General features: G+C 45.4%; 14 protein-coding genes. 13 read left to right on the top strand and 1 reads right to left on the bottom strand.

What is annotated here, in order from left to right; translation table 11 throughout:
* The first annotated feature begins 15 nt into the window (after nucleotides 1-15).
* The 7 genes from thiE (at nucleotide 16) to ACSAJE_RS05815 (ending at nucleotide 6,742) form a co-directional block, all read left to right on the top strand.
* Nucleotides 16-672, top strand: coding sequence for a thiamine phosphate synthase (gene thiE / locus ACSAJE_RS05845; RefSeq protein ID WP_022024588.1), 657 nt, complete (start codon nucleotides 16-18; stop codon nucleotides 670-672).
* A gap of 149 nt (nucleotides 673-821) precedes the next feature.
* On the top strand, nucleotides 822-1,259 hold the full coding sequence (locus tag ACSAJE_RS05840; protein WP_022024589.1) for an Hsp20/alpha crystallin family protein: 438 nt from the start codon (nucleotides 822-824) through the stop codon (nucleotides 1,257-1,259).
* A 335-nt stretch (nucleotides 1,260-1,594) separates the two neighbouring features.
* On the top strand, nucleotides 1,595-2,230 hold the full coding sequence (locus ACSAJE_RS05835; protein ID WP_458009945.1) for a hypothetical protein: 636 nt from the start codon (nucleotides 1,595-1,597) through the stop codon (nucleotides 2,228-2,230).
* Between the two features lie 148 nt (nucleotides 2,231-2,378).
* Nucleotides 2,379-3,068 carry a response regulator transcription factor gene (locus ACSAJE_RS05830; RefSeq protein ID WP_019162604.1) on the top strand — a complete coding sequence of 230 codons (690 nt, stop codon included), beginning with the start codon at nucleotides 2,379-2,381 and terminating at the stop codon, nucleotides 3,066-3,068.
* Nucleotides 3,065-4,096 (top strand): sensor histidine kinase, encoded by a 1,032-nt coding sequence (locus tag ACSAJE_RS05825; protein WP_009260048.1) that lies wholly within the window; start codon nucleotides 3,065-3,067, stop codon nucleotides 4,094-4,096. The genes ACSAJE_RS05830 and ACSAJE_RS05825 overlap by 4 nt, the downstream gene beginning before the upstream one ends.
* Nucleotides 4,097-4,247: 151 nt before the next feature.
* Complete coding sequence (locus ACSAJE_RS05820) at nucleotides 4,248-4,913, top strand: ABC transporter ATP-binding protein (RefSeq protein WP_009260049.1); 666 nt, start codon at nucleotides 4,248-4,250, stop codon at nucleotides 4,911-4,913.
* A 14-nt stretch (nucleotides 4,914-4,927) separates the two neighbouring features.
* A complete protein-coding gene (locus tag ACSAJE_RS05815) occupies nucleotides 4,928-6,742 on the top strand; it encodes an ABC transporter permease (RefSeq protein WP_029732304.1) in 1,815 nt (604 codons plus the stop codon).
* Nucleotides 6,743-6,745: 3 nt separating this feature from the next.
* Here the strand turns inward: ACSAJE_RS05815 and ACSAJE_RS05810 are convergent, their stop codons facing one another.
* Entirely contained in the window at nucleotides 6,746-7,786 is a 1,041-nt protein-coding gene (locus ACSAJE_RS05810) for a DUF6076 domain-containing protein (RefSeq protein ID WP_009260052.1), read from the bottom strand.
* A gap of 302 nt (nucleotides 7,787-8,088) precedes the next feature.
* Between ACSAJE_RS05810 and ACSAJE_RS05805 the strand changes: the two genes are divergently transcribed.
* The 6 genes from ACSAJE_RS05805 (at nucleotide 8,089) to ACSAJE_RS05780 (ending at nucleotide 12,756) form a co-directional block, all read left to right on the top strand.
* Nucleotides 8,089-8,313 carry a helix-turn-helix domain-containing protein gene (locus ACSAJE_RS05805; protein WP_005362423.1) on the top strand — a complete coding sequence of 75 codons (225 nt, stop codon included), beginning with the start codon at nucleotides 8,089-8,091 and terminating at the stop codon, nucleotides 8,311-8,313.
* Between the two features lie 147 nt (nucleotides 8,314-8,460).
* Nucleotides 8,461-8,664 (top strand): hypothetical protein, encoded by a 204-nt coding sequence (locus ACSAJE_RS05800; RefSeq protein ID WP_004614949.1) that lies wholly within the window; start codon nucleotides 8,461-8,463, stop codon nucleotides 8,662-8,664.
* 286 nt (nucleotides 8,665-8,950) lie between these two features.
* Entirely contained in the window at nucleotides 8,951-9,268 is a 318-nt protein-coding gene (locus tag ACSAJE_RS05795) for a DUF3847 domain-containing protein (RefSeq protein WP_008816380.1), read from the top strand.
* A gap of 2 nt (nucleotides 9,269-9,270) precedes the next feature.
* Nucleotides 9,271-10,743 (top strand): MobQ family relaxase, encoded by a 1,473-nt coding sequence (gene mobQ, locus ACSAJE_RS05790; RefSeq protein WP_118341610.1) that lies wholly within the window; start codon nucleotides 9,271-9,273, stop codon nucleotides 10,741-10,743.
* Nucleotides 10,744-10,790: 47 nt separating this feature from the next.
* Nucleotides 10,791-11,531 carry a CHC2 zinc finger domain-containing protein gene (locus ACSAJE_RS05785; RefSeq protein ID WP_025530927.1) on the top strand — a complete coding sequence of 247 codons (741 nt, stop codon included), beginning with the start codon at nucleotides 10,791-10,793 and terminating at the stop codon, nucleotides 11,529-11,531.
* A complete protein-coding gene (locus ACSAJE_RS05780; protein WP_138305103.1) occupies nucleotides 11,416-12,756 on the top strand; it encodes a virulence-associated E family protein in 1,341 nt (446 codons plus the stop codon). Before ACSAJE_RS05785 ends, ACSAJE_RS05780 begins: the two co-directional genes overlap by 116 nt.
* Nucleotides 12,757-13,013: the final 257 nt, after the last annotated feature.

The raw sequence follows: 13,013 nt of genomic DNA, 5'->3' as shown, positions 1-13,013 counted from the left end.
GAAAGGTGGAGGATAATGAGAAATTTTGATCCGAGTTTATATTTTATTACGGACAGTACCGGATTTACGGAAGAGGAGTTTTTGTACCGGGTCGAGCAGGCATTGATCGGAGGAGCAACGATGCTGCAGCTTCGTGAAAAAGAAAAGACGACCAGAGAATATATGGAGCTTGCTATCAAGGTGCATGCGCTCACGCAGAAGTTCAATGTGCCGTTATTGATTGACGATCGTGTGGATGTAGCACTTGCGGTTGATGCAGAGGGTGTACATGTTGGTGCCAGTGACTTGCCGGTTGCGGCAGCCAGACGTTTGATGGGCGATCATAAGATCGTTGGTGCGACGGCAAAGACAGTTCCTTGGGCTCAGGATGTCTATGAGCAGGGAGCCGATTACTTAGGCGTGGGAGCGATTTACCCAACAACAACTAAAGTAAAAACCGTGTTGACTTCGACAGATACACTGCGGGACATCTGTGAGGCAGTGCCTATCCCGGTCAATGCGATCGGCGGCCTGAATAAGGATAACCTGGATATATTGGACGGCATTCCAATCGCAGGGATCTGCGTAGTGTCGGCGATCATGAAAGCGCCAGATCCGGCATTAGCGGCTAAAGAATTACGAGCACAGGCAGAGAAGCAAAAGAGTTCACAGAAAATTCACAAAAAATATTAGCACTCACTCTTGACGAGTGCTAATAATAGTGGTATAACATAATCAGAACGAAGGAAGAGGAAAGAAAAAGAAGTAAGATTCAAATCCCAAGTTCCAAAAATGTAACTTTTACATGTGTGAGCATTAAAAAGTTGAAGGAGGAATGACTTATGTTAATGCCTAGTATTTTTGGAGAAAACTTATTTGATGATTGGATGGATTTTTCATTCCCGGATATTGACAAGGCTTTGTATGGCAAGCATGCAAAGAACGAGATGAAAACAGATGTCCGTGAGACCGAAGATGGTTATGAATTGGATATCGACCTGCCTGGCTTTAAGAAAGATGAAGTCACAGCACAGTTGGATAACGGATATTTGACGATACAGGCATCCAAGGGCCTAGACAAAGAGCAAAAAGATAAGAAAGGCAAATATATCCGCAAGGAGCGTTATGCCGGTTCAATGAGCCGCAGCTTTTATGTTGGTGATGCGATCACGGAGGAAGATGTTCATGCGAAATATGAGGATGGTATCTTGAAACTGTCCGTGCCGAAGAAAGAAGCCAAAGCAGTAGAGCAGACGAAACACATTGCCATTGAAGGATAATGTGAGGTTAGAAAGTTTGTCCCTAACAAATAGATGGAATTGCAAAGGCTTTCGTGACCAGGGGCGTCATACCGTAAGGTATGGCGCCTTTTTGTGCTGTTTGGTGGCTGCAAAATGTTTTATTTATTGCTGATATAATAAGCAATATGTGGTTGTGGAGAATTTGAGGTATGGCAGGTTTGAGTATTTTATTTCATTGTGAATACCTCTTGATTGTGCTAAAATAAAACAGACTGTGAGAATGAACATTTTGCAGTAGAGGATTAACATATATGACAATAAATTCTTTGTTTGCTACACTGTTATAGCGAATATATAGTGGCAGGAGGTAAGGAATGAGGTACTATAAGAAAGCAATCGCAGCGATCATGGCTGTTGCTGTTTTGGTCGGATTGGAACCATATATAGAGAGGATTAATATTCACGGTGTGCAATATGCCTCTGCACAGACATCAGAAGATACTATAGAGACATCAGCACAACTGTCGGAAAGTGCAACGGGAATCCCTACACAGACACCGGACGTCACACAAGGAGTATCTGCGTGTGATTATTATCAAAATATGTCAACCATTGGAAAAGATACATCGGTTGTCACGATATCCAATGCGGACGATCTTCGTGCTTATATGAAGATTATGCAAAAAGTGACCGGATTTGGGTTGACTTTTGTGCAGACAGCAGACATTGCGCTCAGTGACTACAACTTTCGATATGATAAATCTTTGAAACGTATTGCTGTTTATGATGGTGATGCGTTAAAATGCACCGTTGCATCGGATGGAACTGCGTATCAGCCGGACAATTCCGATCGCAGCGCTTCGTATGCAGCACTTGGTATGTCGGAAGATTTTCTATGGTTACACGGTCACGATTTTCATGGTGTGTATCAGGAGTTTCCCATAGTTAAAGATACCACACCAAATATGATGAACCCACGCTTATACACTACCAGCTATAATAAGCCGTAAGGACAGCAATTTGACACTGCTGTCCTTTCTTTATATAAAATTGCAGTACACAGAAAAAAGCTGTAAAATAATAAATATATTTGTCCTTGTAACAATTCTCGGACATTTGCCTGTTATACTATCTGCAAAAAGAAAAGGAAGTGACAATATGAAGCAGATTTTAATTGTCGAAGACGATAATCTTTTGAATAAAACGCTTACTTATAATTTGGAATTGGACGGTTACACAATAACTTCTGTTCTGAATGCAAGGACAGCCGCTGAATCATTAAAAACAAACATTTTTGATTTGGTATTGCTGGATATAAATTTACCAGACGGAAATGGTTATGACCTATGCCGTCTTATCAAGCCAGAGCATCCTGATACAGTAGTTATATTTCTAACTGCCAACGATCAGGAAAGCGATCAGATACGAGGATATGAAGCTGGTGCAGTGGATTATATCACGAAACCTTTTTCGATTAGTGCTTTGCAGCGAAAGATCAAAGCCATGTTCGCTATGTTGGAACATCACAAACCAGCTAAGGATATTTACGAGGATGGTAGCCTGTTTCTGGATTTTTCGGAACAATTTGCAAGTTTGAACGGGAAACCATTAGCGCTTTCTGCGATGGAATATAAAATGCTGAACCTATTTCTTAAAAATCCGAAGCAGGTACTTACCCGCCAACAACTTTTGGAAAGGCTGTGGGACATTGATGAAAAATATGTAGATGAACATACCCTTACTACTTCTATCAGCCGCATTCGCAGTAAGATTGAAGCGGATGGCGACACATATATCAAAACGGTTTACGGTATGGGGTATCAATGGACAGGAGGCGAAAAGAAATGAAACTGAATAACCTTTCTGCTAAGAAAATTTGTAGACTGATTAGTGCTGGCATGGTTTTCTCTATGCTGGTAATTACCGGTATTCTCGGCGGTATAATGCAGGATATACGAATTTTCATAGCAGGTGGAACATTGACACTCTGTGCATTTTTCTGGATTTGGCTATTGGTGCTGTCTTTTGGAAAACGCCTTTCTCATTTTACTTCTAATTTGTGCCGGACGCTGGACAACATGATTGATGGAAACGAGGAATTACAAAAGTCAAATGATAGTGAAACTCTTTTTGCCCGTATCAACCACCGCTTAATCCGGTTGTATGAGATTATGCAGGAAAATCGGCACAAGGTAGACATGGAACGACAGGAGCTTCAAATGCTGATTTCTGATATTTCGCATCAAGTCAAAACGCCTGTCAGCAATTTGCAAATGGTAACGGACACACTTTTAACAAAGCCTGTTTCAGAAGAAGAACGGATGGACTTTTTGCAAGGCATACGCAGTCAGACTGATAAACTGGATTTTCTGTTCCAAGCACTGGTTAAAACATCCCGGTTAGAAACCGGAGCAATACGATTAGAAAAGAAAGACAGCAGCTTATTCCATACGCTTGCACAAGCTATGAGCAGTATTGTATATGCCGCAGAGAAAAAAGAAATTGCTGTATCCGTGGATTGCCCGGAAAATTTGATAATCTCCCATGACAGCAAGTGGACAAGCGAAGCCCTTTTCAATCTGCTGGACAATGCAGTAAAATACACTCCGTCAGGTGGAAAGATTTCTGTATCAGTGGTTCAGTGGGAAATGTACGTAGAGGTCAAAGTGACCGACACCGGCAGGGGCATTTCAGAAAGCAATCAGGCTGCCATCTTTCGGCGCTTCTATCGTGAGGAAGAAGTACACGATCAACAGGGTGTGGGAATAGGTTTGTATTTGGCTCGTGAGATTGTAACAAGGCAAGGGGGCTATATCAAGGTCGTTTCAGAGCTGGGGCAAGGCTCAGAATTTTCTATTATGCTTCCTGTAAGGTAAGATACAGCCACTTTTTTTGAAATGTCCGAGCGTTGTAACATTTCATCTCGATTTTCGATAAAAATTTTTCCTACCTCGGACATTTGTGTAACATTTGTGGTTTACAATGACTTCATCAACAGGTAGAAAGCCTTGAAAGGAGCATTTGAATATGAGCATTTTACAAACAATCGACTTAAAGAAGTATTACGGCACAGAACCAAACATCACTCGTGCCCTTGATGGTGTAAATTTTACTGTGGAACAGGGAGAATTTGTTGCCGTAGTTGGAACTTCCGGCAGCGGCAAGTCTACGTTACTCCACATGATGGGAGGACTTGATACCCCCACTTCCGGCAGCGTGATTGTACGGGGGGAAGAACTTGCGAAAAAGAATGATGATGAATTGACAATTTTCCGCCGTCGTAACATAGGGTTTATTTTCCAAAACTACAATCTGGTTCCGATTTTGAATGTATATGAAAACATCGCCCTGCCTGTGGAATTGGATGGTGATACCGTAGATAAGAAATTTATGGACGAAGTTGTGTATATGCTGGCTTTAGAAGATAAGCTGGAAAATATGCCAAACAATCTTTCAGGCGGTCAACAGCAGCGTGTAGCGATTGCACGAGCTTTAATTACAAAGCCGGCGATTGTCCTTGCTGACGAACCGACTGGAAATCTCGACAGCAAGACCAGTGCAGATGTGTTAGGACTTTTGAAACGTACCAGCGGAGAATTTAATCAGACCATTGTAATGATTACTCACAATAACGAGATTGCCCAGCTCGCAGACCGCATTGTGCGGATTGAGGATGGCAAAATTGTAGGTTAAAGGAGGTGGGAATTATGAATTATCCTTTTGAAAATGATACAGAGAGAATAGAGAAAAGGATTGCTGAAAAGAGTGTATTCTCTGAAAAGAATAGGACATTTCTAATCAGAGTTATCATCTTGATTGCGGCATTTCTGTTGAGCTTTTCTGGTATTCTTTTGTGCAATGCAACGCTTAGTACGCAGCAGATCGCCCATGTAAATAATACAACTGAAGCAGTAGGAACTGTTTTAGGAATTGTTATTGTACTTCTTTGTACGGCAGGGCTGGCTGTCAAAAATATTCTTTATGTATCTGTACTGCAACGAGTACATGAATTTGCACAATTACGGGCAATCGGCGCAACATACCAGCAAATTAAATCAGTGGTCAAGAAAGAACGTGACAAAATAGCAAAACCTTGCATTGTGTTGGGAACAGTCATCGGTTTTCTGGTAAACATAGTTTTACCACTTCATTTTTACTGGATACCAAGCATTGTATGTGCGGTAATCTCCGGCATATTTATTTGGATTATCACAGCTTTGGCTTTTCAAGCACCAGCGAAAATGGCTGCATCTACATCACCAATAGAAGCACAACATACACAGGCAACAAACTATTTTAGAAGTGTTGGGGCAAAGCGTAAACTTACGCCTATAAGAATCGGGTGGATGTATTGTAGAGCCAATAGAAAGAAAGCTGCCTATACATTTTTATCTCTCATTATGAGTGGGATTTTAATGTTCGGTGTTTTTTCAATATTGAATGCGATAAATCCCGAAAGACTTGCGTCACAACCTTACCAGGGAAATAGTGATGTATTTGTACTACTAAATTCAACGGCTGATGAAGAATCCACCTATGATTTAATGAAATCTACACCATTTACAGAAGAAAAAAAGCAAAAATTGTATAACATTTCAGGTGTAAAAGATGTTTATGAATTGTATATGCTGGACGGCATTCTGACAAATTCAGAGGGGGAAAAATTTGAACTGTCCATTGAAAATGCTGTAAATCCAGAAACATTTAAAAATGAAATTGTTGAGGGTATGCAACCAAGTCATGAATTACAGAATGGAGCAATTCCTGTTGCTATCAATAGACAGTCTCCTTATTATCAGAAACTGAATATGCAGCTTCAAGTTGGAGATTATCTGCCGTATATCATAGATACAGGATATGGTCAAAAAGAAGTGGAGTTAGTTGTAAGCGGATTTGTAGAAAACAGCGATACTGGGCTTGTTATTTATACAAGTGGTGAAAATATGAAATCACTGTCAGAAATGAATTGTACGCTTGCATGGTATATTTGTTTGGATGATAACGGAAAAGACGTAGCAACAGAGATAATCAAAGAAATTTTTATAGATGACGACAGAGTTGATGTGTCTGTTTTGGCTGATGATGTTATGGCATTGGAAGATTACTTCCATAATGCGAAAGTCATCATTACAGTTTTGGTGGTGCTTATTAGTCTGTTTTCATTTATAAATATGCTGAATACCAGCATTACAAATGCCATTGCCAGAAGACACGACTATGCACTACTGGAAGCTACAGGTATGACAAAATTGCAGTTGCGAAAAGTACAGCAGTCGGAAAGTTTCATCTATCTGGTTGGAAGTTTTATAGGAAGCTGCATTTTAGGCATACCAATCGGATTGCTGCTTTGTACCCAAATATCAAAAATTCCCGGACTTTCATACTTTGAATATCACTTCCCAGTTCTTTTTGTGCTTTTATACTTTGCTGCGGTTGTGATGGTCTATCATGTAGTATCAGTATATCAAAAGAAATCTTTGCAACAGCACTCAATTATAGAGCGCATTAGAACGATAGGCTAAGTTTTAATAATCCGTCAGCTCCACAATTACATTACTCTGCTGATACAGCCAGTCCGTAAATTCTTTCGGGCTGGCTGTTCCTGTTTTTACAGCCTTTTTTCTCTGCAAGGCTTCTTTCTTAAAGTCGGAAAAGGCAGCCTGTATTTTTTCCAGACGGTCAGCCGGAAAGCCTGCGGTATTTTTTACCCGGTTTATTTTGTTGCGCCAGTTCTGGCATTCATTTTTATAAAGCAGGTCATAGTTATTTTCTCTTGCCCTTTCGTCAAATTCCCGCTTGTTTTGAAGCGCCTGTGCTTTTCGGCACTTGTCGCTGCACAGTTCATACCGCTGGCTCTTTGCCAGAAAATATTTCCCACAGACCTTGCACTGCCGGAAGCAAAGCCCCCAGTCATTCAGCCGGTTCAGATAATAGGTAATCAACGGGTAGAGGGACGCATAGGCAGACACACATTCTTCTGTGCGCCGGTTGTCCGGAAACCAGAGGTCAAGTCGGGTATCTTCTGATGGTGCGCCTTTGAAATAAAGGCTGCCAGCTTGAAAATGTTTCGGTTTTCCTGTCTCCCTGTCAAAGCTCATGGATTCGTTTTGGAATACCCCGGTCAGTCTGCTCATTTTATCCATGAAGCGGTCACAGGCAGTGTTACGGTCACGGGGTTCTCTGGCAAGCAGATAGCTGTTCCAGATACGGAACGCCACATACATTTTCAGAGGGTCATTGCTAAGATATTTTCCCCAGAGAAATTCGCTTGCCGCCTGTTCCAGCTCCGGCTGTTTCCATCGGTTGGAGTGGAGGGCTTGCCGCAGCGGAGAAAGCCCGTATAAGTTCCAGTCTCTGTCCGTGTCACGCTCAAAGTTTATCAAAAAAGTTCCCAGCGGGCGTGTCATATCACAAAGCACCTCTGCGTTTTGGCTCCCGTTCAGCCGGAAGCGGATCTGCTGTTCTTCCCCAATCAAAATCCGCTCTTTCATTTTCTTCCTGTCCAGCGTCAGGACAAACAAAATCCTCTCAAAACATGGCTCATGCCGTATAAACTGATTCTCCATCCCTATCCCCTGCCTTTGTCTATGGTAATTATATAATTTAGTTATATCCGTTACACTCATGGTATCGCAGAAGCATTGTTTTGTCAAGGATAGTCCGCTATGATGATTGCAGTTGGTAATTTCGTACCGCACAGTACCTTGACAAGTGAATGACCGTCCAAAAGGGATATGACCGGCAGGAGAAGTGACGCATTCGGCGCACCAATGCAGGGAAACACCGCAGGAATGGGGCAGGAAAACGGCTTTTGGGGAGAACGGCAACAGGAAGCATTTTAACCTATTTGATTTATGGGAGGAACAGAATGAACGATAAAAAGAGATTGAACAGCTACGAGGATTTACCGCTGGTTCTGGATGTGGCGGACATTCAGCGGATTATGGGAATTTCAAGAGCGAGCGCCTATGAGCTGGTACACACACCCGGCTTTCCAGCGTTCCGCAGGGGCAGACTTATCAAGGTCAGCAAAATTGCTTTCTTTGAATGGATGGCAAAAGGCTCCGAAACCGTACCGGGAAGCGACAAATAAGCGTGAGGTATCATTCCCTGACTTGCAATACTGCCGCACTTTCCAAAGGGGCATACAGAGGGAAAAAAACTTAAAAATGATACCGAGACGCTACATCAAAACAGCCTATCTGCGTACATCAGATAGAAACGGAGAAAGGAGCCGGTTATGGCAAGAATGAGTAACAAGCGGCGGTTGGAATGGTCTTTCTTCTTAAATGACCGCAGCCGTATCACTTACAACGAACTGTGCCGGAAATGCCAGCACGAATGTAAACAGAGCTTCCGGGCGGTTGTGGTTGACTGCCCGAAGTATCTTTCCAAGCGTTCCAAGAAAAAGGACAAGACTGCCGGAAACGGCAAAATCCCTTAGGAACTAAGGGCGCACTTCTATACATAGTCTAAAGACCATGTATCGTGCGTCCTGCGGAGCTTACCTCTGCCGCTGATAAAATCAGCAATCCGAGGTCTGCGTTCGCTTCGCTCCGACAAGGTGGCTACACCCCCTTGCGCCGCTAAAGCGGCTATCCCCTGTGTACCCGCCGCAAAGAGAAATCCGCTCTGCGGTTTTCCCTTTTCATCGGGTTTTATAGAAGCACTGACACACGGACTGTCTGCGGATGGTCTTTCTTTATCTTATCAGCAAAGGATGTGAGAACATGGAAAAATCTTTGGAACAGTTGAAGCAGGAATATGAAAAAACCACTGTCCTGCTGGAACAGGAAAAACGGAAAATGCAGCGTTTGAAAAACCGGCAGGCGTATCTGGAAAGCGGTTCCCGGAAACAGAGGACGCACCGGCTGATTACCCGTGGGGCAGCTATTGAGAGCATTGCACCACAGACAAAGGAGCTATCCGAAGCGGAATTTTATTCCCTCATGGAAAGCATTTTGAATCTGCCGCAGGCGGAGCATTTCATACGGTCTGCCACAGAGAACCACGCCCGTATTTCCGGGCAGGAGAAAGGCGGTGACTAAGGATAGCACTTTATCATTTTTCAATCGCACAGATAAAGCGCAGCGCCGGTCAGAGCGCCATTGCCAGCGCAGCCTACCGAGCCGGGGAGCGCCTTTACAGCAGCTACTATGGAGAAGTCAGCGACTACACCAAAAAGGGCGGCGTGATCGCTTCGGAAATCATGCTACCGCCCCATGCGCCGGAAATATATCTTGACCGGGCGACCCTCTGGAATGCTGTGGAGAGCTGCGAGAAACATCCAAAAGCACAGCTTGCCTATTCATTTGATATTGCCATGCAGAATGAATTGACGCTGGAAGAAAACATGGAGCTGGCGAGGAAGTTCGTGCAGGAGCAGTTTGTGGCAAAAGGCATGATTGCTGACCTCGCTTTTCACAGCCCGGAGAAAGAGGACGGCGGTATCCCAAACCCGCACTTCCATGTGATGACAACAATGCGCCCTTTGAACCCGGATGGCACATGGGGACAAAAACAGCGGCGGGAATATCTTCTTGATGAAGATGGAAACCGAATCCGGGATAAAAACGGCGATTATATGTTTAACGCTGTCCATACAACAGACTGGCATGAGCCGGAAACGCTGGAACACTGGCGGGAGCAGTGGGCGGCTGCCGTTAATACAAAATTTGAGGAAAAAGGGCTGGATGTGCGTATCGACCACCGTTCCTATGTGCGGCAGGGGCTTGACCTGATACCTACTGTCCACGAGGGAGCTAATGTCCGGCAGATGGAAGCAAAGGGCATCCGCACCGAGAAAGGGGAACTGAACCGCTGGATTAAAGCCACCAACCGGCTCATGCAGGATGTGAGGAAGAAGATCAAAGCCCTGTTTGTCTGGATGGCAGAGGTAAAAGAAGAACTTTCCAAACCCCAGACACCGAGCCTTGCCGACCTGTTAATTACTTATTACAACCAGCGCAACGCAGGAGCATGGAGCAATAAAGCCAGAACCGGAAACTTAAAGCAGTTTGCCGAAGCCGTCAATTATCTGACGGAAAACAAGCTGCTCACATTAGAGGATTTGCAGGAGCGTCTTTCCTCTGTCAGTGAAGAATTTGAAGCATTAAGCGGCTCCATGAAAAAGAAATCTGCCCGGATAAAGGAATTGCAGGAATTGATACGGGATGGCGAGAATTACCAGCGGCTAAAACCTGTTCATACGGAATTGAACAATATCAAGTTTAAGAAACAGAGGGAGAAATTTGAAACATCCCACGATGCGGAGTTACGGCTGTTTTATGCCGCCCGCCGTATTTTGAAAGAAAAACTGGACGGAAAACCCATTGCCCTGAAAGCATGGAAACAGGAATATGCACAGTTAAAAACAGAGTATGCCGAACTGTCTCCGCAGCACAAGCCGCTCCTGGAGGAAGTCATACGGCTGCGGCAGGTGCAGAACGCCGTAGATACCGCACTGCGCCGGAGGGAGCAGCCACAGGAAGTACAGAGAAAGAACCATGAGATGGAGCTATGATATAACCGGCAGCTTTACCGCTACCGGTATTTTTATGGAGGGAGTATTTGAATGTATTTGAAGCGGTGAAACAGTCTGTTACCACCCGGCAGGCTGCTTCATTCTATGGAATCCGGGTGGGAAGAAACGGCATGGTCTGCTGTCCATTCCACAATGACCGCACGCCCAGCATGAAAGTGGACAGCCGCTTTTACTGCTTCGGCTGCGGGGCTTCCGGGGATGTGATCGACTTTGCCGCTTTGCTGCATGGATTGGGGAAACGGGAAGCTGCGGTCAGGCTTGCGGAGGACTTCGGCGTTTCCTATGAGAAATCCGGCAATGCGCCGCCAGATAGGAAGCGTCACAACAGGTCACAGCCCCGACAAAAATCAGCGGAGCAGAGATTTCAGGAAACGGAACGGTATTGTTTCCGGGTGCTATGCGATTATCTGCGCCTGCTGGAGCATTGGAAAACAGCATACGCCCCACAGCCGCAGGATGCCATCTGGCATCCTCTTTTTGTGGAAGCGTTGCAGAGGATAAGCTACACAGAATACCTTTTGGATATTTTGTTATACGGAGAAATAGAAGAAAAAGCGGCATTGATCGCCGCACAGGGAAAGGAGGTGCTGCGGCTTGAACAGCGAATTTCAGAGCTTGCCGCCGGAAACGCAGGAAGCGGTCAAAAGGACGATGGACACAATGGAACCGGCGCAAACACCAGCAGAAATCCGGGAAACATTAGAGGGGACGCAGAAAGGCGGCGTGAAGAACAGCATCCGAAACTGCCTGACGGTGTTCCAGCGTGACCCTCTGTTTCGCGGGGCGCTGCGCCTGAACCTTTTGACGGAGCAGATTGACATTGTGAAGCCGCTGGGCTGGGAGCGCACCAGTACCACGCTGACCGACATGGACATGAACTACCTGCTTTTGTATCTGGAAGAAAATTACGGGCTTACCAGCGAGAAAAAGGTGCAGAGCGCCATCAAGATTGTTGCCAATGAAAACCGCTACCATCCGGTCAGGGATTACCTGGACAGCCTGCAATGGGACGGCACAGAGCGCATCCGTTACGCCCTGCATCACTTTCTGGGAGCCGATACGGACGAATACACCTATGAAGCCTTGAAACTGTTCCTGATGGGAGCCATCCGGCGGGTATTCAGACCGGGGAGCAAGTTTGAGGTCATGCTCTGTCTGGTTGGTGGTCAGGGAGCCGGGAAATCTACCTTTTTCCGGCTGCTGGCAGGCAGGGACGAATGGTTTTCAGACGATTTGAAAAAGCTGGACGATGAAAATGTGTACCGCAAGCTGCAAGGGCATTGGATTATCGAGATGTCGGAGATGATTGCCACAGCCAACGCCAAGAGTATTGAGGAAATCAAGTCATTCTTAAGCCGCCAGAAAGAAACCTACAAAGTGCCGTATGAGACACATCCGGCAGACCGGCTGCGGCAATGTGTATTTGGAGGGACGACCAACCGGCAGGACTTTTTGCCCCGTGACCGCACCGGCAACCGGCGCTTTCTCCCCGTGACGGTGTACCCGGAACGGGCGGAGGTTCACATACTGGACGATGAAGCGGCGGCGAGGGCGTATATCGAACAGATGTGGGCGGAAGCCATGACGGTTTATCGCAGTGGGAAGTATAAGCTGTCATTCAGCATGGAAATGAACCGATACCTGAACGCCCACCAGCAGGACTTTATGCAGGAAGACACACAGGCCGGCATGATCTACGCCTATTTGGAGGACTACACCGGCGACAGGGTATGCTCCAAGCAGCTTTATGAGGAAGCATTGGGGAACTTAAATTCCCCGGCAGACTGGGAGACACGGGCAATCTGCGAGATTATGAATACCGGCATTGCGGGCGGCATCATACAGGGCTGGGTAGCCTACAAAAGCCCGAAGCGGTATAAGAAATACGGTTCTCAAAAAGGCTGGGAGCGTGTCAACCAAGCTCCGCCGGAGGGGGACGGTTTTCAGGAAATCACGGAAGAAGAAGCCCGGCAAATGGAACTGCCATTCTGAAAAGCCACCGGTTGACAGTTTGGTTGACGCTTCGGTTGACAGCCGGTTGACGGGGAAAAGCCTGATATTTGGGGCATTTCTCCCCTTTGTCAACCATGTCAACCAAGAAATTAAAGAAAAAGTAAAAAGTAATCATAGAGCGCCTATGGATTGTTTTCAAAGTCTTTTCTGCCGGTTGACACGGTTCGGTTGACATGGAGACAGTCTGCGGCTGTACACCTGCCTGACATTCCCTTGTCGGGCATATTTCATTTATG

The organism is Jutongia sp. SJQ-6, assembly GCF_054161275.1.
The sequence above is the reverse complement of the archived record's forward strand: the minus strand, read 5'-3'. Positions and strand labels throughout refer to the sequence as shown.